The sequence below is a fragment of the Ferrimonas marina genome (genome assembly GCF_900129905.1).
Taxonomy (GTDB): Bacteria; Pseudomonadota; Gammaproteobacteria; order Enterobacterales; family Shewanellaceae; genus Ferrimonas; species Ferrimonas marina.
In genome coordinates, this window is record NZ_FQXG01000002.1 from 264,599 (window position 1) to 284,527 (window position 19,929).

The window sequence follows — 19,929 nt, forward strand, 5'->3', positions numbered from 1 at the left end:
CAATGTTTGGTTACATTTCTACTGAAGAGTAAAGCAAGGTAAAGAGAAAAAAAGCAGCCGTTTATGGCTGCTTTTTTGATTTTTACAGGTCGCGAAGCTCTTTTTGCAACAGCTCGGCGAATCGGTTATAGAGCCCGGTGACGGTCTCGTTATCCAGCGGGTCACCGTTGTTGTCCATCAGGGTGATGGAGGTACGCTCGCCGATGCTGTCCAGCAGGATCTGGTAGGAACCCTCATCCAGCGGCAGCTGATCGTTGTCGCCCCAAAGCTTGGACCAGAAGCCCAGGTCGGAGTCGTACTCAACGAAGTAGGTGGCCAGGCCCTTGTCGAGGTCACGCACCTCGAAGCCCAATGCCGGCAGCACCTTGCTCATCCGACCCCAGACGGTGTCGAAATCGGCTTCCGCCAGGAAGGCGGCGTTCTCGTCACGGTCGAAGCCCAGCTCGGTGTTGAAGCCACGACCATCTTCCAGATCACGCAGCATCTGGCGCTGGCCGCGCTCGAAGTTCATGTAGGAGATGGCGCTGTTGAGCATGTCGATGGCGTAGCGACGACGGTCGGCGTCGGTCAACACGATGGAATCATCGATGCCGTCCAGGCCCTCTTCGTGGTCAACCAGCTCAATAGTGATGGAACCGGTACGGCCGTGATCCTTCACCTGAGTGTCAAACTGGTAACGCTGACGGATCTCGTAGACCTGCTCACGCCACCACTTCTTGCCGATCACCTCCTGGTTCTCGATCCAGTCGGTGGTGATGGTGCCGCCCTGGTGCTGGGCCAGGTTGACGCCCTTCTCATTGAGGAAACCCACCAGGGCCTCGTCAATCTCGCTGGCCAGGTTCAGATCGTCGTCGTTGCTTTCGATCAGCACGGTGACGCTGTCGACGCCATCCTGCAGTCGGGTTCCGGGAGCCAGCGGCAGAACCTGCAGCGGTGGGCGAACATCCAGACGCGGGCCAACCACGTCGGCGTCGGCGCGCTCACCCAGATCCGGCAAGGCAAATTCGTTGCTGAAGCGTGGTTGCTCCAGGGTTTCCGGGATAACCAGGGGCACACCAGGCTTTTCTTCCAGGTAGTCAAAGCCACCACTGGCTTGACGGCGCTCCAGGGGGGTGGAGCAACCGACCATGGCCAACACGGCCACAGCCACAATACTGCGTTTCATTCTGTTCCCTCAAACTGGCTGCGACGCCGCCAGCGCCGCACGCACACACTCTTTGGTTGCCTCTGACGGTGCGGTCAGGGGCAGGCGGAAGTGGGTGGCCTGGGTTTGGCCCAGGGCTTCCATGGCCCACTTCACCGGAATCGGATTCGCTTCCACGAACAAGGCACTGTACAACGGGTGCAGCTGGGTATCCAGTGCCCGGGCGGTAGCCAGGTCGCCAGACAGGGCGGCATAGCACAATCCCTTGAACTGGGCCGGGCGAACGTTGTTGGTGACGGAGATAACACCGTTACCGCCGGCCAGCATAAAGGCCATGGCGGTCGGATCGTCACCGGACAGCAGCAGGAAGTCGTCGCCGCAGGCCTTGCGCAGAGGGGTCACACGGGACAGATCGCCGGTGGCGTCCTTGATACCCACGATGTTCTCTACCTTGCTCAGCTCGGCCACGGTCTCCAGGCTCATGTCGCAGCAGGTGCGGCCCGGTACGTTGTAGAGGATCTGCGGGGTCTTGGTGACAGCAGCGATGGCGCGGAAATGGGCAACCAGGCCCGCCTGGGTCGGCTTGTTGTAATAAGGAGTGACAGACAGCATGCCGTCCACACCGATCTTATCCACTGCCTGGGTCAGGGCGATCGCCTCAGCGGTGGCGTTGGCACCGGTCCCGGCGATCACCGGGACGCGGCCGGCCACCTGTTTCACTACGGCTTCCACCACCGACAGATGCTCCGGCACCGCCAGGGTGGCGGACTCGCCGGTGGTCCCGACCGCAACAATGGCGTCGGTGCCCTGCTCAATGTGAAATTCCACCAGGTTCGCCAGCGCGTTAAAATCCACTGAACCGTCTTGGTGCATCGGCGTCACAAGCGCCACAATACTTCCGCGAAACATGCTTATTTTCCTTACCGATTAAGCCAGCTATGGTACTGATGGGGGCCAGTTAAGACAAGGGAGCATACTTCGAAATCAGATGTGCTAGCATAGCCGCCACCGATGACCCACAACGGGTGTCTACCAAGCCCCTTCCTTGGTCCTGCCCCGATACAGAAAGAGCACGTTATGACCCAGTTTCTGGCCGTCACCGCGATGGGCACCGATCGCCCCGGCATCGTTAACGAATTGGCGAAGCTGACCGCCGGCTGCGACTGCGACATTATCGACAGTCGGGTCGCCATCTTTGGCAACGAATTCTCCCTGATCATGCTGGTGGGCGGCGACTACGCTGCTGTCACCCGACTGGAGAGCGAGCTGCCGGTGGCCGCTGCCACCCTTGATCTGATGACCATCTGCAAGCGTACCTCCCGCCACCACTCTCCCGACTACACCGGCCGCCTGGCGGTGGAGTTCGAAGGGGAGGACAAACGCGGCACCATGCGTCAGATCACCCAGTTCGTGGCCGACCGCAACCTGGACCTGGCCGGTTTCAGCTCCCACGCCGAGAAAGGCGAAGGCAGCGACGGACAGCAGAAGGTGGAGGTGCGCATCAATGTCACCGACCGCATCGACCGGGAAGCGCTGGAGCAAAGCCTGACCGAGCTGGCCCAGAGCATGGGCCTGAGCTGCCGCATCCGCCGAATGGAACACAGTGAAACCGAGTAAGGAGAAGCGATGAATACCCTACAAGCTGGCGACAAAGCACCGGCATTTTCCCTGCAGAATCAAAATGACGAGACCATCAACCTGGCGGATTTCGCCGGCAAGCGCGTGCTGGTCTACTTCTACCCCAAGGCGATGACCCCGGGCTGTACCGTTCAGGCACAAAAGCTGCGCGACATCAAAGCCGAGTTAGATCAGCACGATGTGGTGGTGATGGGGATCAGCCCCGATCCGGTGAAGCGCCTGACCAAGTTCGCCGAGCGTGATGAGCTGAATTTCCACCTGCTTTCGGACGAAGATCACGCGGTCGCCGACGCATTTGGCGTGTGGGGACTGAAAAAGTTCATGGGCAGAGAGTATGATGGCATTCACCGCCTCAGCTTCTTAATCGGTCCCGATGGCAACATTGAGCACTTTATCAATAAGTTCAAGACCAAAGACCACCACGAAGTGGTACTGGGCCTGCTGTAAATGAGCCCTGCCCCGTGGTCGCGCCCCATTGCGCTGGCGCTGCTGCTCTGGTCCATCTTCCTCTCCATGCTGGCCGCACCGGCCCTGGCGGAGGAGTTCCACGATCACGACCACGGGGTCCCCTGCGCCCAGGCGCTGCTGATTGAACACTGGTACCAGGCCACCGGCCTGACCCCCTTTATCCTGCCCACCAGCCCAAGCCAGGCGGTGCGCAGTGAGGCCCCAAGCTATGGGGCCCCCTCCCTGGCCCTGAGCATTCGCGGCGGCCGAGGCCCTCCAGCCTGAACTGAACTGACGCTAACTGTTTATCCCAATTCACTTCAGGAGTTTTAACGTGAAAACCCAAATTGCTCTGGCCCTGGCTGCCGCTTTCGCCCTGTCCGCCTGTCACCCCCATGACCACGATCATGACCATGATGGTCACGACCATGATCACGCCGGTCACGAGCACGCCGAGCACGAGCATACCAAGGCCAGCGGCGCCAGCGATCACGCCCATGATGACCACGCTGGTCACGGCCATGACCACGATCATAGCCATGACCACGGCGATGAGGCCCACGCCCATCACCACGATCACGACCACGGCGACGATCACAACCACGACCACCATGACCATGACCATGACCATGACCACGAGCATGGTGGCCACGGTGCCCACGTCCACGGTATCGGTGATCTGACCCTTATCCAGGATGGCGATGCGGTACAGATCAGCCTCAACATCGACACCGACGCCCTGTGGGGCTTCGAGCGTGCCCCCGCCAACGATGAAGAGAAAGAGCAGGTACGCCGGGTGCTCAATCAAATGACCGCCGGCCACCGCTTCTTCGTGCTTAACGGCGCGGCCGACTGCAACCCCACCGACGTGGAGATCACCCCGCCGGCGGATCTGGATACCCCTGGCTACGTCGGCCACATGGAGCTGGATGCCCACTGGCGCTGGCAGTGCAACCAGGTCGAGGAGCTCAACCGGGTACAGGTGGACTTCTTCAAGCATTACCCCAGCACCCATAAGATGAACGTTCAACGCCTCACTGAGAAAGGCAGCGGCGGCGCTGTGCTGGATAAAAGCAACGCCACCATGAGCTGGTAAGGAAGCCCTTCAATCACGATGAAGCCACAACTGGAAATCAATCAACTTCAGTACCGTTGGCCGGGCGGTGAGCGCACGCTCACCGTACCGAAGCTGACCCTGGCCGCCGGCGAACGGGCGATGCTCCGTGGTGCCTCCGGCAGCGGCAAGTCCACCCTGCTCAACCTGGTCAGTGGCGTTCTCGCTCCCGACCAGGGCCAACTGAGCCTGCTGGGCAAGGAACTCAGCCAACTCAGCGCTGGCCAGCGCGACCGATTGCGGGCCGATGCCATGGGCATCGTGTTCCAGCAGTTCAACCTGCTGCCGTTTCTCAGCGTGCGGGAGAACATCCTGTTGCCGCTGAAGTTCGCCCCCGAGCGACGCAAACGGGTGAAGGACGGCCATGCCGAGGTTCACCGCTTGCTCGCGGCGATGGAGCTGGACGCCAAGCTGTGCGATCGCAAGGTCACCGAGCTGTCAGTCGGTCAGCAGCAGCGGGTCGCGGTGGCCCGGGCGCTGATCGGCAGCCCGGCGCTGATCCTGGCGGATGAGCCCACCTCGGCGCTGGACCCGGTCGCCCGAGATCGCTTTATGGACCTGCTGGCTGCCCAATGTCGTGAAGCGGGCTCCGCTTTACTGCTGGTCAGCCACGATCCGGACCTGGCTCGGGTGGTGGACAGTGAGTACCTGCTCAGTGTGCATGACCAGGGGACGGAGGTGCTGCCATGCTGAGTCTGATGCTGAAAAGCCTGCGCAACCGCCTTACCAGCGTTTGCCTGACCCTGACGGTGATCGCCATCGCCGTGGCGCTGTTTATCGGCGTGGAGGTGGTGCGCAACCAGGCCAAGCAGAGCTTTGCCAACACCATCTCCGGCACCGATCTGGTGGTGGGTGCCCGCAGTGGCAACATCAACCTGCTGCTCTACTCGGTATTCCGACTGGGCAACGCTACCAACAACATCGGCTACGACACCTACGAACGCCTGGCCCAGACCCGCGGTGTGGCCTGGACTATCCCGCTGTCACTGGGGGACTCCCACCGGGGCTACCGCGTAGTGGGCACCAACCAGGACTACTTCACCCACTACCAGTTTGGTCAGCGCCAGTCGCTGAGTCTGGCCCAGGGTGAGCAGTTCGATAGCCTGTTTGACGTGGTACTTGGGGCCGAGGTTGCTCGCAAGCTCGGCTATGACCTGGGCGAGGAGATCGTGCTTTCCCACGGTGCCGGCGCGTCGGTCAGCTTCTCCGAGCACGACGACATGCCCTTCACCGTGGTGGGGATCCTGGCGGCCACCGGCACCCCGGTGGATCGAAGCCTGCACGTCTCGCTAGAAGCCATTGAGGCGATCCATGTTGGCTGGCAAGGCGGCACCCAGACCCACGCGGTCAACCTCGATCAGCTGGAGCAGTTTGATCTGACCCCTAAGACCATCACCGCTTTCCTGGTGGGGCTGGAGTCCAAGTTCCAACTGCTCAACGTACAGCGGGCCATCAACACCAACCGTTCAGAGCCGCTCTCCGCGGTATTGCCCGGGATGGCGCTGGCGGAGCTGTGGACACTGCTGGATCAGGCCGAGAAGGCCCTGGCGATCGTTGCAGGCTTCGTGGTGGCGGTGGGTCTAACCGGCATGCTCACCACCTTGCTGGCCAGCCTCAGCGAGCGTCGTCGCGAGATGGCGATCCTGCGGGCGATGGGCGCCGGCCCACGCCATGTGTTCCTGCTGTTGTGGGTTGAGGCTGCGGCCCTGGCCCTGGTGGGTACCATACTGGGTTACCTGCTGGCGCAGCTTTGTCTGCTGGCATTGGCCCCCTATGCACTGGCACAATACGGACTGGTTCTCAGCCTGGCGGCCCCGACGGGGTCGGTGGCCTGGATGATGCTGTCGGTTCAAGTGGCTGGTTCCCTGGCCGGGATCATTCCCGCTTGGCGCGCCTACCGACACACCCTGGCCGATGGCCTGACACAACGCTTGTAAGGACGAAACATGAAGACCGTGAAAGCCCTGATGCTGTCCGCACTGCTGCTGCCCGCCCTGGCCCTGGCCGAGGTGAAGGTACTGCAGTGGGACGACCTGCGCCCGCAATCGGAGCGAGACCAGGTTCTGGCGCCCATCAACCCGCACATGGGCGACCCCTTCGCCGATGAGAGCGGCCCGGCGGATTGGGTTCAGCCCATCGGCCAGGTAGTGCCTGAACTGGACGGTCAAACCATCAAGCTGCCGGGCTTCATCGTGCCGCTGGAAGGGGATGAAACCAAGGTGACCGAGTTCCTGCTGGTGCCGTACTTCGGTGCTTGTGTTCACGTACCGCCGCCGCCGACCAACCAGTTGGTGTACGTGAAATACGATGAGGGGATCCCGCTAGACATCATCTGGGATGCGGTATGGGTGACCGGTAAGGTTTCAACCACCACCTTCACCATCGAAGATTTCGCTGCGGGTTACTCCATGGAAGCCACGCTGGCTAATCCCTACGACGAAGGCTAAGTCCTCTGTAAGCGTATTGATTGAGCCCCTTCCCAGTGAGGGGCTTTTTTGTTGCCACCAGTCTACTGGTGCCCCCTGTTGCTTCAGCGCTTGTGTGCACGTACCGCCCACCATTGGTGAATGAAACCAAAGGGGCTAGCGCCCCCTTGGAACCCCCATTGCCTCCAATCGTCGCTACTCCTCTCTTTCATGGCAAAATCCTGCGGCACTGACTCGAGTCGACATCCCTGTCTCCGCGAGCCATTCAGGCCATCCTGGCCCTCAGCCTTGTCTATTACCATGTCGCTCGGGCGACCTGCCATGCAGGAAGCATCAATGCCGTAGGTGCATGGATGCACAGGAACGGCCAAGTCGGCGAAGAGCTTGCGGGCCATCCAGTATTTGCGCAGCGACAAATAAGACAAAAGATCAGGCGCCGATAAGTGAACGTGAATGTCGACCCAGCAGGCGCTGCAGCAGCCAGGCCACCGCAACAGAGGCGGTGAGGGCCACCACCAGGCTGATGAGATTGGCCAGCAGGTTGATCGGGCCGGACAACAACGGGGGGAAGCGCGTTAGCAGCGCAAAAGTGAAGGGGCCAATAAAGAACATGTGCAGGAAAAAGATGGGAAAGGCGTAGCTACCCAGCATCATCAAAGCCCGTGGCAGCCGCGATTCATAGCGGTTAAGCAGCAACAACACCAAGGCGGCCAGCGCCAGTTTCTGCAGGTAGAACAGCGACTCCATTAGCAGCCCCAGCGAGGTCAGAGGCTCCGATTTACGCACCAGCATGAACAACACCAGGGTAGTCAGTAGGGCCACCGCCCCCAAGGGCGCTTGCCAGCGGCGCAACCAGTTCAGCCCGGCTTGATAGTCCATGCCCAGTGCCAGCCCCAGGCTGTAAGCCCCAAGAAAATACCCCACCGTCTGCGGCGAGAGTTCGATGGCGGTGCGCGGCAGCAACAGAGGAAGCAGCCCAAGGGCAAACAGCCATACGCGACTGTACTGGGCCAGGCGCCAAAGCAGCGGCGTCAGCAGGTAGAGCACCGCCAGCGTGGGCAGGTACCAGAACTGAGCAGACGCCGATCCCGCCATCAGGTGGCTTGCCAGGGTGTGGAGAAATTCGGTCCCTGAAGCGTAGGGAAACACCACCACCCGGCCCTGCTCAAAGTCGAAGAACACCAGGGTAAACAGCAGACTCATCGCCAGGTAGGGCAGCAGCACGTAACGCAGCTTGCTGCTGACAAAGCGGCCCCAACCCTTCTTCGCCAGCACCGCGGAAAATAGTAGGCCAGAGATCAGCGCAAAATAGAGTGTGCTGCCATGAAACAGGGTCTCGCTTAAGCCAAAGGCGTTCTCCCAGCCCGGCGTACGGGTTCGTCCCACCATAAAGTACTGCACGATCAGCAACACGCCGCCGGTATGCGCCAGTACGATGTTAACGATGGCAAAGCCTCGGAAGGCGTGCAGATCCTTCAGGTACATGAGTGAACCTCGGTACGGTTGCCCAGGTGGAGGTTAGCGTGCCATTACGCCAATGTGCTCCAACGCCGAGGCTGTGCCTATAACCCTAGTCGTCTGCACAGGGGCCGACCGGGAATGTAGTGAGCCGGTCACCTCAGGGTGTCGGGATTATGGCTACACTCAAACGGTTTTTGACTCGCCATGGAGGCCCTATGCGCCCTGCCCTGCTTGCCATCCTACTGATTGCCCAACCGGCCCTGGCCGGATTTGATGGGGTCTGGCTGGATCTGACCCACTCATTCAACCGGGCCGCCATCTACTGGCCCACCGCCGACAGCTTCGAGAAGACGGTGGTGGCAGAAGGAGAAACCGATAAAGGGTTCTACTACAGCGCCTACAACTTCCGCGCTGCGGAGCACGGCGGTACCCACGTCGATGCCCCCATTCACTTTGCCAGGGGCATGCGCAGCGTGGGGCAGATCCCGCTGGAGCAGCTGATAGGCCCCGGGGTGGTGATCGACATCCGGCCCCAGGCCGAGGAGAACCGCAACTACCAGGCCACGGTAGAGGACATTAAGGCCTGGGAAAGCGAGCATGGTCCCCTGCCAGAGGGCGCCATCGTGCTGTTTAACACCGGCTCCAGCGATCTTTGGCCGGACAAGGAGCGCTACATGGGCACCGCTGAGCGTGGCGCCGATGCCGTCGCCAAGCTGCGCTTTCCCGGCATCCACCCGAACGCCGCCCGCTTCCTCGCCAATGAGCGCAACATCAAGGCGGTGGGGCTGGACACCCCCAGTATCGACTATGGCGGCTCGACCCTGTTTGAGACGCATCAGATCCTGTTTAAGAACAACATCCCGGGCATCGAAAACGTGGCCAACCTTAACGCCCTGCCCGCCAAAGGGTTCGAGGTGATTGGCCTGCCGATGAAGATCCAGGGTGGCAGTGGCGCCCCGCTGCGCATCGTCGCCTTCCTGCCCAACGTACGCTAGAGGCCAGTGGCAACAAAAAAGCGCGCCACAAGGCGCGCTTTATTTGGACTCAAAGGCCTGCTGGCAGGCTGAGTAATTAAGCTTGGCTGGCAGCCGACTCTTCCGCGTGCTGCATCCGCTCTCGAGCCGAAGGCCAGGCGTTGATCACCGCCTTGACCAGGGTCGCCAGCGGGATGGCGAAGAATACCCCCCAGAAGCCCCACAGGCCTCCGAAGATCAGCACCGAGACGATGATCGCCACAGGATGCAGGTTGACCGCCTCGGAGAACAGCAGGGGCACCAGCACGTTACCATCGATGGCCTGGATAATGCCGTAGGCCAGCAGCAGGTAACCGAACTGCGGCGAGATCCCCCACTGAAAGAAGCCCACCAGGGCCACCGGGATGGTCACCACGGTGGCACCGATGTAGGGGATCACCACCGACAGCCCCACCAGCACCGACAGCAGCGCGGCGTAGCGCAGATCCATGAACATAAACACCAGGAAGCTGCTGATCCCAACAATGGCGATCTCAATCACCTTGCCGCGGATGTAGTTACCGATTTGAACGTTCATCTCGGTGGCGACCTGGTTGGCCAGCTCGCGGTTGTCCGGCACAAAGCGGGACACATCGCGCATCAGCTCCTGCTTGTCCTTAAGGAAGAAGAACAGCAGCAACGGCACCAGGATGGCGTACACCATCAGTGCCACCAGGTCGACCAGCGACGCCAGCGACATGGACACCAGCCCCTGCCCCCAGCGCAGCAACGAGTTGTTGAAGCTCTGCACCAGGGCGCGCAGCTGCTCCTCCTCGATCAGGGTTGGGTACTCCTCCGGTAGCGTCATCAGCAGGCTCTGCCACTGGCTGAACATCGCCGGCATCTCCGCCACCAGGGTCACCCCCTGCTGCCACAGCGCCGGCAGCAGCACCAGCACTGCCACCAGCATCAGTATGATGAACAGCACCAGCACCAGGCTGGCGGCCACGCTGCGTGGCACGCCCAAACGTTCCAACCGGGCCACCGGCCACTCCAGCATGTACGCCAGTACGATGGCCACCAGCAGCGGCATCAGCAGCTTGCCGGAGAAATAGATGGTGGCGAAGCCCACCAGTAGGATGACGGCCAGGGTCACCGCCTGTGGATCGGAAAACTTATCTCGATACCAGTCGCGGACCAGGTTCCACATGATTCCGGCTCATTCCTCTTACTGTGCGTACAGGATAACAACCCAATGTTTGTCATCCTGTTGTGTTAATTCGTATTCTATCCCGACTTTCTGCAACCAGCGCGGAACATCCCGGCGGGTCCCAGGGTCAGAGATCAAGATAGCCAAGGCTTGCCCCGGGTCTCTGTCCCGGATCGCCAGCTTGGCTTTGACAAAGGCCAGGGGACAACGCTCCTGGCGCAAATCCACTGTCTGAATCGCTGGGCCCATACAAAGTGCCCCAATGCCGAAAGCATTTGGTAAAGTGACGGTTGGCGCCTATTATTGCTTGCCGCTTCGAAAACCACAAACCTCTGGCACGTAGCAGTTTTTGCGCGATTCTAAGAGAAGTAACGAGAAAAGAACCGCCCCAGTGAAAAAATACGTCAACCGCTTATCTGCCCTTTGGATGCTGACCCTCTCTCTGCTGGTCAGTGTGGGGATCGCCAAAGCCGCCAACGAGCTGCCGGAACTGGGCACCGTGGCCGCGACCACCCTCACCATCGACAAAGAGAACGAGATCGGTGACGTCTACATGCGGGTGCTGCGCAGCCAACTGCCCATCGTTACCGATCCGGTGATGAACGAATACCTCAACGATGTGGGCCACCGCATCGTCGCCCACGCCGGCAACGTCAAGACGCCGTTCGAGTTCTTCCTGGTCAACAACTCCGAGATCAACGCCTTCGCCTTCTTCGGCGGCCACGTCGGGGTACACACCGCCCTGTTCCACCATGCCGACAGCGAAAGCGAGCTGGCCTCGGTACTGGCGCACGAAGTCGCCCACGTCACCCAGCGCCACCTGGCCCGCTCCATCGAGGCCCAGCAGAAGACCGGTCCGGCAACCCTGGCCGGGGTACTGGGCTCCATCCTGCTGGCGATGGCGGCCCCGGAGGCGGGGATCGCGGCGTTGCAGTCCACCCTGGCCATCGGTCAGCAGATGCAGATCAACTACACCCGCTCCAACGAACTGGAGGCGGATCGCATCGGCATGCAGACCATGGTGGCGGCGGGCTTTGACCCCTATGCCGCGCCCAGCTTCTTCGGCAAGCTGGCAGCCCAGTACCGCTTCGCCAGCAAGCCGCCGGCGATGCTGATGACTCACCCCCTGCCCGAATCCCGGATCGCCGATACCCGCAACCGCGCCAACCGCTACCCCAAGCGCACCGTGCCGGATAACCTGATGTTCCAGCTGGCCAAGGCCCGCGCCCAGGTACGCTTCTCCAACTACAGCGCCGAACGGGCCCGTGATATCTTCGAGCGCCAGCTGGCCAGCAGTACCTACCCGTTCAAGGATGCGGCCAGCTACGGCATGGCCCTGACCCATTTCCGCATGGACCAGTTCGACGAGGCCCAGGCGTTGATCGAGCAGCTGCTGGAGAAAGACGGGAAGAACCTGTTCTACCTCGACACCTATACCGACGTGATGCTGGCGCAAAAGCAGTATGACAAGGCGATCGACAAGCTGCTGGAAGCCCGTAAGACCCGACCGAACAACTCGGTACTGGAGCTCAACCTGGCCCACGCCTACATCGAGGCCAAGCAGCCGGAGAAGGCCCGCCCCATCCTCGAGCGTCACCTGATCCTGACCAAGGAGAAGTCGGTGGTCTACGACCTGCTGGCGCAGACCTACCAGCAGCTGGACATGCCCGCACAACGCTACCAGGTACAGGCGGAGATCCTGGCCCTGCGCGCCGATTACCCCCGCGCCATCGACCAGCTTCAGCACGCCTACCGGCTGTCTCGGAGCAACGCCCTGCAACTGGCCCGCATCGACGCTCGCATCAAGCAGCTGCGTCAGGCCGAGCAGCAGATGCGCAACCTTTAATCTGTTCGACACGGAGGTCCCATGACCCAAGCCGCCATTCAGATCTGGCACAATCCACGCTGCTCCAAGAGCCGCCAAACCCTGGCTCTACTGGAGGAAAAGGGCCTGACCCCTGAGGTGGTCAAGTACCTGGAGACGCCGCCGAGCGAACAGCAGCTCAAACAGGTGCTGAGCCTGCTGGGGCTGTCGCCTCGCCAACTGATGCGCACCAAGGAAGCGGAGTACAAGGCGCAGAACCTGGCCGAGGCCAACGACGAGGTGCTGATCGCCGCCATGCTGACCACGCCAAAACTGATTGAGCGCCCGGTGGTGCTGGCCAACGGCAAGGCCGCCCTGGGCCGTCCGCCGGAAGCGGTGCTGGAGATCCTCTGATGCAGCCGATGGCTCCCAATACCCAACGCTGCCTGACCCTGGCCCGCATCGGTTACCTGCTGACCCTGGTGTTGGTGCCACTGTGGCAGCTAGGCTCCGGACGCAGTGACGATTACTCGCTGACCTTTCAGCTGCTGCTGATGCTGCCGCTGCTGTTTCCCGCCAAGGGCGTGCTGACTGGCCGCCCCTATACCCACGCCTGGTCCGGTTTTATCGCCTGTCTATACCTGCTCTGGGCCCTGACCGGCTGGTGGGTCTACCCGGCAGAGCGGTTGCTTGCATCGGCCGTGGTAGGTAGCTTAATGCTATGGCTGATCGCCAGTACCTACTTCGCCCGTTTAAGAGGGCGCGAGTTGGGGCTGGGGCTGAAAAGGAAGCAGCCGGCCGACTGAACACCGGCATCGACGCCAAGGAGAGCGCGTCGACGCAAGCACAAGGAGTTGTAGAATGCACAAACACAGGCTTCGCCGTGGCGGTCACCCCTTGGCCGTCCTGCTACTCTCTACTGCCCTGCTGGCCTGCGGCGGAGGCGGTGGTGACGACAGCACTCCCTCCCCCGGCAATGGCAACGTCGGCACCCCCGATAGCGGCGATTACGCCATCATCGGCAACACCAGCGTGCTGGCCGGTGAAGCCGTGGCCTTCTACGGCAGACCGCCCAGCGGCAGCAGCCTGGACTGGCGCTACCAATGGCGCCAGACCGCCGGCCCCAGCCTCGATATTGCCAACCCCACCAGCCCTCTCGCCGCCTTTACCGTCCCCGGTACCGGCAGCTACCAACTGGAGCTGACCGTCTCCAATGAACAGGGCAGCGTCGTCGGCACCTTCGATTTTAATGCCAACAGCGCAGGTTCCGGCCTGCGCGTGCTGCGGGACCATGAAGTAGCCCAGGGTAACCGGGTCAGCCTGCGGGCCGAGAACCTCTACGACGTGGTGGGCGGAGAAGCCCAAACCCGGCTGAGTAACCTGCAGTGGAGCCTGCTGGAGGGCCCGACCATCAACGATTGGGTCAACGAAGACCCCTTGATCGTCACCTTCACCGCGCCCCAGGTTGGCGAAGACACCCTGATGCGGTTTGAGCTGTCCGCCGAGGTGGATGGCCAGGCGGTGACTGATGAGGCCTGGGTGCTGGTGACCCCGACTCCGGCGCCGGTCAATGACGCATACTTCGAACAGCCGGTGGCTCGAGTCCAGGCCTACCGGCCCGATTCGCCCTGGGCCGACGCGCTGGAGCGCTGTGTCTACTCCACCCAGTTCAATTCGCCCTGCTCGGTGGATTCGCTGCCGCTGATCGGCCAAACCAATCCCAACCCCACCATCGACCAGGTGATGGATCGGGTGGTGGTATCCCATCCCTGGATGGGTGACCAGTTCCGCGCCTTCCTCGAGCATCCGGATCAGGCCCACGGCGACTTCCTCGCCCTGCTCAGCTCGGTCTCCGCGGTGGTACTGAGCTACGATGTGCGCCCTAGCTTCTACTGGGTGGTCAGCGGCGCCATCTACCTGGATCCGGAGAACCTGTGGCAATACGCCTGGCAGCGCGACACCATCAACGAAGATCCGGACTACCGCAGTGGCTTTGGCTCCGCCTTGCAGTTCCTGATGCCCTGGCGCTACGTCAAAGACAACGACTACGCCAGCCTGTTCTACCCGGTGGAGTTCCACCTGGACCGGGATTGGAGCCAGATCAATCCGGATCTGGCCAGCCTGCTCTATCACGAGCTGGCTCACGCCAACGATTACTTCCCCCGCAGCACCCACAACGACATCACCCGCGATTCGTTGCTGGATGAGTGGTGGGCCCGTACCCGAGCCGGCGGTTTGCCCTCGGATGACCTGACCAACGGCTACCCGCTGGCCAGCGAGGAGATGTTTGGCCTGGCCCAGGTCAGCTTCCAGGGAGAGACGGCCACGACTGCGCAGCGCAACTACACGCCGGACGACGTGGCCAGCTACTTCTTCCCGGACCGGGCTGGGGATTACTACAACTACTCCAGCCCGCGGGAAGATCTGGCGATGCTGTTCGAGGAAGCGATGATGCAGCACCGTTACGGCATCTTCCGGGATGTGGCGGTCTCCTCCCAGCGCTCCACCGATCCGGCTGAGGATCTGATCATCAGCCAGGGGCAGCGCGGTCGCATCGGCGAGAATGCCCTGGCGCCCCGGCTGGAGATGATCCTGGACGACATCATGCCGGAGCTCAGCGGCCTCAGCAGCCAGCTGGCCACGCCGCAGCCGATGGTTCGAGGGCTGAACTGGTGGGATAACCTGGTACTGCAAGGTACCGTGCTGCCCGCCGCCGTGCCGCAGATGAGCCGACCGGATGCCTTGGCACAGCCACTGGGACTGCCCGGCCGCAATCACTTCGAGCCCCGCCATTCCGGCCATCGCCACTAAGCGGGCTTACAGCAACAAAAAACGGGCCTGTTGGCCCGTTTTTATTTGCCCATCAATCCTTCACGACTCCGGCTTAGTCGCCACCAGGTGGTACAGCAGCGGCTTGGGATGGCCCTGGTGCAGCTGTACATAGCCGCCTTCCACCGCGGTCATCCCGTCGAAGCAGGGATAGGGGCTTACCGCATGCTCTCCCAGGCTCTCCAGGGTAAGCCCGGCCGAACGCAGCGCTTGGGCCACCTCACCGATATTGTGCACCCAGCAGGCCATGGGGTGAGTTTCACCGGGGCAGTTCTCGGTGTAGGTGCCCTCCTCCTCCCAGTCCGGCTCCGGCCGATGGAAGTAGCCGTAGCCTGCCATCAGGTCGATCAGCGGATGAAACTCCACCAGCACCAGGCGGCCACCGGGTTTCAGCGCCCGGGCAATGCCCTCGGCCCAGGGCGCCAGACTGGGCAGCCAGCACAAGGCGCCGTAGGAGACCAGCACCCGGTCAAAGGTCGGTTCCACCTGGGCCAGGTAGTCAAACACATCGGCACAAACAAACTCGGCCTCCAGTTTGGCCTGCTGCGCCAGCTGACGTGCCTGATGTACCCCCTCGGGCGACAGGTCGACCCCGGTGACCTCGGCGCCCAGCCGGGCGCAGCTAAGGCTATCCAGGCCGAAATGGCACTGCAGGTGCAACAATCGCTGGCCCTGAAGCGGCCCTAACAGCTCCAGTTCGATGGGATTAAGGCTGCTGGCTCCGGCCAGGAAGCCGGGCACATCGTAGAACTGGGAATCCAGGTGCACCTTGACCCGGTGATCCCAGGCGGTGCGGTTAGATTCGAGGTGATCGGTCACAACTGACTCTCCAATACAAAGATCGACATCAGACGCGCCTTAAAGCGCATCCACCAACTGGTCTCCGGCTCCTTGTCCAGCACCACCCCCTCGCCGTCATGCTCGGTGATCCAGACCAGTTTCTCCTGCTCATCCAACTCCACCCGGTAGGCCTTGAGCAGGGCATTGCGGTCAAAGTTGTCGGAGAAACGCTGGCCCTCGGCGTCACTGGCGAACAGCACGCCGATCTCGGTGTTGAGGATGGTGGACCGGGCATCCACGTTGAAGGAGCCGACAAAAAGGTAGCGCTGATCAAAGCCAAACACCTTGGCATGCAAACTGGAGCGGGACGCACCACTCCAGCGGGATTTCTTCGGCTTCTTTGGAGCGTCATCCGGCTCCTTGATCGCCTTGAACTCATACAGCTCTATGCCGTTGCGGATCAGGTCTTTTCGATAGCGCATGTAGCCAGCGTGAACCAACGGCACGTCGTTGGCACTGAGGGCATTGGTGAGGATCCGCACCCGAATGCCCCGCTCCACCATGGTGCCGAAGTACTCGGTGAGCTTGTCACCGGGGACGAAATAGGGGGAGATAACAATCAGGTCCTGCTCAGTCTGGGCGAACATCTGCAGCAGCGCCGGCGCCATGTGGGTATCGGCATCCAGCTTACTGGTGCCCACCTTGGCCGGATCGTCGTACACCAGCCGCCAGGGGGACCAGTCAAACGGCAACTGGTTGATGGCACCGGTGGCGACGACCTCACTGTCCTCCAGCGCCTGAGCGTAGGCACTGCCCTCCGCCGCCTGATGGTGCTCGTCCGACATCCTGATGAACGCCGCCAGTTCGCCTTCGCTGGGTGGCTCTCCCTCGCGGAAAGCGCTTAACGGGTAGCTGTGCTCGCTGTTCCAATAGAGATCAAAAGATTGGGAAACCTCGGAGACCACAGGACCGATGGCCAGCACATCCACATCGCCAAAAGCCACGTCCTTGGTGGCATCGAAGTATTCGTCACCAATGTTGCGCCCACCCAGGATGGTGGCCTGGTTGTCCGCGGTCAGCGACTTGTTGTGCATGCGATGGTTTACCCGCCCCAGGTCGGTGACAAACTCGGTCATGCGGCTGTTGCGGCTGGCAAAGGGATTGAACAGCCGAACCTCCAGGTTGGGGTGGGCATCCAGCAGGGCAAGGATCGACTCCTTGCCGGCGGTGTCGAGATCATCCAACAGCAATCGAACCCGAACACCGCGCTCAGCGGCGTGCAGCAGCCGGTTGTGCAGCAGTCGCCCGGTGAGGTCGTCGTGCCAGATGTAGTACTGCAGATCCAGGCTCTTGTCCGCCTGGTTGATCAGGGCATAGCGGGCAATAAAGGCATCCAGGCCATCATTGAGCACGAAGAAACCAGACTCACTGGGATGGGCCAGCGCCAACGCCTGGGTCTGCCGGCCCAGCCGGGTGTCTTCCACCTCGATGAGCGCATGGGAGGGGGTCTTTTCAAAGTCGGTGGGCAGGCTGGCGCAGCCCCCAAGCACAACCAGGGCCAAGCCCAGAGCCCAGCGGCGCAATCCATGGCGCTTTTGCAGCATCTAAGGCCTCTAATTAGAAGGGATTCAATACTCTAACAAGATAGCTCAGATAGCAGTGAGAAAGAACCGGAGGCGAGAAGAGCGGTTCAGAGGTGCAGGGTTTGCTTGATAAAGGGGATGGTCAGCTTGCGTTGTGCCCGCATCGAGGCCTTATCCAGTCGATCCAGCACCTCAAACAGGGTACGCAGATCCCGGGCCAGACGGGTCAGCAGGAACCGCCCTACCTCTTCGGAGAGCTCCAGGCCCCGAACCTTGGCACGCTGTTGCAGTGCTGCCAGTTTGGCGTCGTCACTCAGCGGGTGCAGCTGATACTGGATCCCCCAGTTCAGTCGTGACACCAGGTCCGGCAGCAGGAAGCCCACCCCGTTGGCCGGAGCCCGGGCAGACACCACCAGGCAGCAGTTGTCTTGCTCCAGTACCCGGTTGTAGAGATCAAACAGTGCCTCTTCCCAGATCGGGTGGCGACTGACCTCGTCGATGTCATCCAGGCAGATGAGGGACAGGGATTCCAAGCCCTCCAGGATCGCCGGCGACATGCTGGCATGGATCCCCAAGGGCAGGTAGAACGCCTGGCGTCCCTGTTCGTTGGCCAGGGCGCAGGCGGCATGCAAAAGATGGGTGCGACCCGACTTGGCGTTACCCCAGAGGTAGGTGATCCGCTCCCCTTGGCCACTGGCGGCCAGGCGCAAGCTCTCGATCAACTGCTGATTGCCAGCCGGATGATAACTTTGAAAAGTCTCATCGTCCGGCAGGTGGACAGGCAGCGAGAGTTGGATCGGCGCGCTCTTGCTCACGTTAGCAGGGCTTCCTTCAATCAAATAGACAAATCAAAGTGTAACACGCCAATAAGGCGGATCAGCGCCCCTGCCAGCGGTAGCGCGCTTGAGTGCTCAACTCCTCACCATCCTCGGGCAGTGGGCGGGCAAAGGGTGATTGAAACTCGTTCTGTGGCGGCGCAATCTCCTCCACCCGGGCATCCAGCGTGAGCAACTGCTCCACCTCTGCCAGGCCGCCGACCAGCGCCAACGCCAGGGTCACGGTGCGGCCCTGGATCTCGGTCACCTGCACATCACCGATAGGCGCCAAGCTCTCCAGGTAGCGCTCCAGGGACACCAGGGATTCGATGCCGCCCTGGATCTCAAACACCAGCTGGGTCGCGCCTTCACTCTCTCCGGCTACCGAGGCGTAGCGGGAAGCGTAGTATCGGGCCAGATCGGCCAACATCAGCGACACCGCCTGCTCCGCATCTGCAGCCTGACCACTTTGCCGCACCAGGGGCATCGGGGCACTGCTACTGCGGGTGTTACCCAGTGGGCTGTACAGCGCAAACTGGTACTGCCATTGATTTCCCACCGGCATCAGGCGGCCCGACAACAGGAAATCCGGCTGGTAGCGGCCGCTGGCTTCCAGTACCGGCTCCGGGAAATCGCCCCACACGTCGTTGACCGACACCAGCAGGTTGTCTTCCAGGTCCATCAGCGGCATCAACACCGGCACCCCTCGCTCGGAAGACGCCAGCGCCAGGCTGTCGCTCACCTCACTGGTGTCAGTGACCAGCTCCGGGGCCCCTTCCGGTGCCTGCTCGGCTAACCAGATCAGGGTTTGCGGGCGCTGAGCCCCCCACACCGGCAATTGAGCCTGCTGCAGCTGGGATTGGATCCGCTGTGCATCGAAGCGCACCTGCAGCTTGAGGTCGTCGCCGCTGCGGTAGCCGTAGCTGAGCAGGTAGCTTTCGGCCTGCCGGATCATGGCACGGGCCGCATCCTGCTCCAGGATCCGGCTATCACCGGTGTTGCGCACCAGCACCTGGGCCAGGGCGTCGCGCACCCCGAGCTGTCGGTCCTGGTTACTGCGGGAACCCACCGCCACTTCGCCGATGAACAGATCAGCAACCGTCACCGCTCGGGCCGGCAGCATCAGACACAAAGCCAATAAAAACAGAAGCGAACGCAAAGTGATTCTCTAATGGTTAATGAGGTCGTATAGGTCCAGAGTGTACCACAGCCGATCCCCCATCACAGTGACCCTAAATCCAGGATTAGGGCGCCGGTGAAGCGCAACCAAGCCTGATTAAACCAAGGACTCAGTGGATGCCGCGACCACTCTGTCCACAATCAGCCTGGTTGGCCACATTCCGGCAGGCGTGAGGAGTGGTGCTCGATGATCATCCAGCGAGAGCCGTTCCAGCGGTAGACGAAGCTGAAGCGGGCCTGGACGGAGGAGCCGTCATTGAACTGGAAGGTGTAGATCCCGGAATTGATCGCAAGCCCGTCAAAACGACGAATGTTGGCCTCATCGATCCGCCCCCACGGCCCAAGCGCCAAAAAGTCTGAGAAGTAATCCGAGATCTCGGCGTGGTTGTGGCGCACTTGGTTGGAGATGGTGGGAAGCAGGATGGCGTCGCGCTCGTACAGCGCAGTGACGTGTGCGGGATCGCCGCTTTGCAATGCACCGTTCCATTCATCAAACAAGGCTTCGATGTCGTTTTTCGTCATGTACTCCAGTCCAAGCAGTGGATT

The 19,929-nt window shown here is 61.5% G+C and carries 22 protein-coding genes; 12 read left to right on the forward strand and 10 right to left on the reverse strand.

All coding sequences use genetic code 11. The features are described 5' to 3' along the window. Positions 1-82: 82 nt before the first annotated feature. On the reverse strand, positions 83-1,165 hold the full coding sequence (bamC, locus tag BUC04_RS04900) for an outer membrane protein assembly factor BamC (protein WP_067657449.1): 1,083 nt from the start codon (positions 1,163-1,165) through the stop codon (positions 83-85). Between the two features lie 9 nt (positions 1,166-1,174). After that, positions 1,175-2,053, reverse strand: a complete 879-nt coding sequence (gene dapA / locus BUC04_RS04905; RefSeq protein WP_067657446.1) for a 4-hydroxy-tetrahydrodipicolinate synthase — start codon at positions 2,051-2,053, stop codon at positions 1,175-1,177. A 168-nt stretch (positions 2,054-2,221) separates the two neighbouring features. Between dapA and BUC04_RS04910 the strand changes: the two genes are divergently transcribed. Genes BUC04_RS04910 through BUC04_RS04940 form a run of 7 tightly spaced genes read left to right on the forward strand, consistent with a single transcriptional unit; the run spans position 2,222 to position 6,790 of the window. Beyond that, positions 2,222-2,761, forward strand: a complete 540-nt coding sequence (locus BUC04_RS04910; RefSeq protein WP_067657443.1) for a glycine cleavage system transcriptional repressor — start codon at positions 2,222-2,224, stop codon at positions 2,759-2,761. Positions 2,762-2,770: 9 nt separating this feature from the next. Further along, entirely contained in the window at positions 2,771-3,229 is a 459-nt protein-coding gene (gene bcp, locus BUC04_RS04915; protein WP_067657440.1) for a thioredoxin-dependent thiol peroxidase, read from the forward strand. Continuing rightward, the gene (locus BUC04_RS04920; protein WP_067657437.1) at positions 3,230-3,514 is read left to right on the forward strand and encodes a hypothetical protein; all 285 of its coding nucleotides are present in this window, start codon (positions 3,230-3,232) and stop codon (positions 3,512-3,514) included. It begins immediately after the preceding gene. Between the two features lie 49 nt (positions 3,515-3,563). Beyond that, positions 3,564-4,325, forward strand: a complete 762-nt coding sequence (locus tag BUC04_RS04925) for a ZrgA family zinc uptake protein (protein WP_067657434.1) — start codon at positions 3,564-3,566, stop codon at positions 4,323-4,325. Between the two features lie 18 nt (positions 4,326-4,343). Next, positions 4,344-5,036, forward strand: coding sequence for an ABC transporter ATP-binding protein (locus tag BUC04_RS04930; RefSeq protein ID WP_067657431.1), 693 nt, complete (start codon positions 4,344-4,346; stop codon positions 5,034-5,036). Continuing rightward, a complete protein-coding gene (locus tag BUC04_RS04935) occupies positions 5,030-6,280 on the forward strand; it encodes an ABC transporter permease (protein WP_067657428.1) in 1,251 nt (416 codons plus the stop codon). Before BUC04_RS04930 ends, BUC04_RS04935 begins: the two co-directional genes overlap by 7 nt. A 9-nt stretch (positions 6,281-6,289) precedes the next feature. Next, a complete protein-coding gene (locus tag BUC04_RS04940) occupies positions 6,290-6,790 on the forward strand; it encodes a DUF3299 domain-containing protein (protein WP_067657425.1) in 501 nt (166 codons plus the stop codon). Positions 6,791-7,198: 408 nt separating this feature from the next. Here the strand turns inward: BUC04_RS04940 and BUC04_RS04950 are convergent, their stop codons facing one another. Continuing rightward, positions 7,199-8,254: an acyltransferase family protein gene (locus BUC04_RS04950; RefSeq protein WP_067657419.1), complete on the reverse strand. Its 1,056-nt coding sequence runs from the start codon at positions 8,252-8,254 to the stop codon at positions 7,199-7,201. 191 nt (positions 8,255-8,445) lie between these two features. Here BUC04_RS04950 and BUC04_RS04955 point away from each other — a divergent pair, with 191 nt between their 5' ends. Further along, a complete protein-coding gene (locus tag BUC04_RS04955) occupies positions 8,446-9,225 on the forward strand; it encodes a cyclase family protein (protein ID WP_082766594.1) in 780 nt (259 codons plus the stop codon). Between the two features lie 76 nt (positions 9,226-9,301). Here BUC04_RS04955 and BUC04_RS04960 read toward each other — a convergent pair whose 3' ends face one another. Together BUC04_RS04960 and BUC04_RS04965 are read right to left on the reverse strand one after the other, a co-directional pair. Continuing rightward, positions 9,302-10,393 carry an AI-2E family transporter gene (locus BUC04_RS04960; protein WP_067657416.1) on the reverse strand — a complete coding sequence of 364 codons (1,092 nt, stop codon included), beginning with the start codon at positions 10,391-10,393 and terminating at the stop codon, positions 9,302-9,304. 18 nt (positions 10,394-10,411) lie between these two features. Then, positions 10,412-10,642 carry a sulfurtransferase TusA family protein gene (locus tag BUC04_RS04965; RefSeq protein WP_067657413.1) on the reverse strand — a complete coding sequence of 77 codons (231 nt, stop codon included), beginning with the start codon at positions 10,640-10,642 and terminating at the stop codon, positions 10,412-10,414. 178 nt (positions 10,643-10,820) lie between these two features. Between BUC04_RS04965 and bepA the strand changes: the two genes are divergently transcribed. The 4 genes from bepA to BUC04_RS04985 are packed head-to-tail and all read left to right on the forward strand — an operon-like array spanning position 10,821 to position 15,008. Next, complete coding sequence (bepA, locus tag BUC04_RS04970) at positions 10,821-12,239, forward strand: beta-barrel assembly-enhancing protease (RefSeq protein ID WP_067657410.1); 1,419 nt, start codon at positions 10,821-10,823, stop codon at positions 12,237-12,239. A 21-nt stretch (positions 12,240-12,260) separates the two neighbouring features. Further along, positions 12,261-12,611, forward strand: coding sequence for an arsenate reductase (glutaredoxin) (arsC, locus tag BUC04_RS04975; protein ID WP_067657407.1), 351 nt, complete (start codon positions 12,261-12,263; stop codon positions 12,609-12,611). After that, entirely contained in the window at positions 12,611-13,003 is a 393-nt protein-coding gene (locus BUC04_RS04980) for a DUF2069 domain-containing protein (RefSeq protein WP_067657400.1), read from the forward strand. Before arsC ends, BUC04_RS04980 begins: the two co-directional genes overlap by 1 nt. Positions 13,004-13,058: 55 nt before the next feature. After that, positions 13,059-15,008 (forward strand): PKD domain-containing protein, encoded by a 1,950-nt coding sequence (locus tag BUC04_RS04985; protein WP_067657396.1) that lies wholly within the window; start codon positions 13,059-13,061, stop codon positions 15,006-15,008. 60 nt (positions 15,009-15,068) lie between these two features. Here the strand turns inward: BUC04_RS04985 and BUC04_RS04990 are convergent, their stop codons facing one another. From BUC04_RS04990 to BUC04_RS05010, 5 genes are all read right to left on the reverse strand, one after another. Further along, positions 15,069-15,845, reverse strand: coding sequence for a class I SAM-dependent methyltransferase (locus BUC04_RS04990; RefSeq protein ID WP_067657393.1), 777 nt, complete (start codon positions 15,843-15,845; stop codon positions 15,069-15,071). Continuing rightward, a complete protein-coding gene (locus BUC04_RS04995) occupies positions 15,842-17,410 on the reverse strand; it encodes a phospholipase D family protein (protein ID WP_067657390.1) in 1,569 nt (522 codons plus the stop codon). Before BUC04_RS04995 ends, BUC04_RS04990 begins: the two co-directional genes overlap by 4 nt. Before the next feature lie 86 nt (positions 17,411-17,496). After that, positions 17,497-18,204 carry a DnaA inactivator Hda gene (gene hda, locus BUC04_RS05000; RefSeq protein WP_067657387.1) on the reverse strand — a complete coding sequence of 236 codons (708 nt, stop codon included), beginning with the start codon at positions 18,202-18,204 and terminating at the stop codon, positions 17,497-17,499. 61 nt (positions 18,205-18,265) lie between these two features. After that, positions 18,266-19,327 carry a DUF2066 domain-containing protein gene (locus BUC04_RS05005; RefSeq protein WP_067657380.1) on the reverse strand — a complete coding sequence of 354 codons (1,062 nt, stop codon included), beginning with the start codon at positions 19,325-19,327 and terminating at the stop codon, positions 18,266-18,268. A gap of 197 nt (positions 19,328-19,524) precedes the next feature. Then, positions 19,525-19,905, reverse strand: a complete 381-nt coding sequence (locus tag BUC04_RS05010; protein ID WP_067657377.1) for an SgcJ/EcaC family oxidoreductase — start codon at positions 19,903-19,905, stop codon at positions 19,525-19,527. Positions 19,906-19,929: the final 24 nt, after the last annotated feature.

Coding starts and splice junctions, on each gene's coding strand:
- bamC (WP_067657449.1), bottom strand. CDS start 1,165: ATGAAACGCAGTATTGTGGCTGTGGCCGTGTTGGCCATGGTCGGTTGC.
- dapA (WP_067657446.1), bottom strand. CDS start 2,053: ATGTTTCGCGGAAGTATTGTGGCGCTTGTGACGCCGATGCACCAAGAC.
- BUC04_RS04910 (WP_067657443.1), top strand. CDS start 2,222: ATGACCCAGTTTCTGGCCGTCACCGCGATGGGCACCGATCGCCCCGGC.
- bcp (WP_067657440.1), top strand. CDS start 2,771: ATGAATACCCTACAAGCTGGCGACAAAGCACCGGCATTTTCCCTGCAG.
- BUC04_RS04920 (WP_067657437.1), top strand. CDS start 3,230: ATGAGCCCTGCCCCGTGGTCGCGCCCCATTGCGCTGGCGCTGCTGCTC.
- BUC04_RS04930 (WP_067657431.1), top strand. CDS start 4,344: ATGAAGCCACAACTGGAAATCAATCAACTTCAGTACCGTTGGCCGGGC.
- BUC04_RS04935 (WP_067657428.1), top strand. CDS start 5,030: ATGCTGAGTCTGATGCTGAAAAGCCTGCGCAACCGCCTTACCAGCGTT.
- BUC04_RS04940 (WP_067657425.1), top strand. CDS start 6,290: ATGAAGACCGTGAAAGCCCTGATGCTGTCCGCACTGCTGCTGCCCGCC.
- BUC04_RS04950 (WP_067657419.1), bottom strand. CDS start 8,254: ATGTACCTGAAGGATCTGCACGCCTTCCGAGGCTTTGCCATCGTTAAC.
- BUC04_RS04955 (WP_082766594.1), top strand. CDS start 8,446: ATGCGCCCTGCCCTGCTTGCCATCCTACTGATTGCCCAACCGGCCCTG.
- BUC04_RS04960 (WP_067657416.1), bottom strand. CDS start 10,393: ATGTGGAACCTGGTCCGCGACTGGTATCGAGATAAGTTTTCCGATCCA.
- BUC04_RS04965 (WP_067657413.1), bottom strand. CDS start 10,642: ATGGGCCCAGCGATTCAGACAGTGGATTTGCGCCAGGAGCGTTGTCCC.
- bepA (WP_067657410.1), top strand. CDS start 10,821: ATGCTGACCCTCTCTCTGCTGGTCAGTGTGGGGATCGCCAAAGCCGCC.
- arsC (WP_067657407.1), top strand. CDS start 12,261: ATGACCCAAGCCGCCATTCAGATCTGGCACAATCCACGCTGCTCCAAG.
- BUC04_RS04980 (WP_067657400.1), top strand. CDS start 12,611: ATGCAGCCGATGGCTCCCAATACCCAACGCTGCCTGACCCTGGCCCGC.
- BUC04_RS04985 (WP_067657396.1), top strand. CDS start 13,059: ATGCACAAACACAGGCTTCGCCGTGGCGGTCACCCCTTGGCCGTCCTG.
- BUC04_RS04995 (WP_067657390.1), bottom strand. CDS start 17,410: ATGCTGCAAAAGCGCCATGGATTGCGCCGCTGGGCTCTGGGCTTGGCC.
- BUC04_RS05005 (WP_067657380.1), bottom strand. CDS start 19,327: ATGCTGCCGGCCCGAGCGGTGACGGTTGCTGATCTGTTCATCGGCGAA.
- BUC04_RS05010 (WP_067657377.1), bottom strand. CDS start 19,905: ATGACGAAAAACGACATCGAAGCCTTGTTTGATGAATGGAACGGTGCA.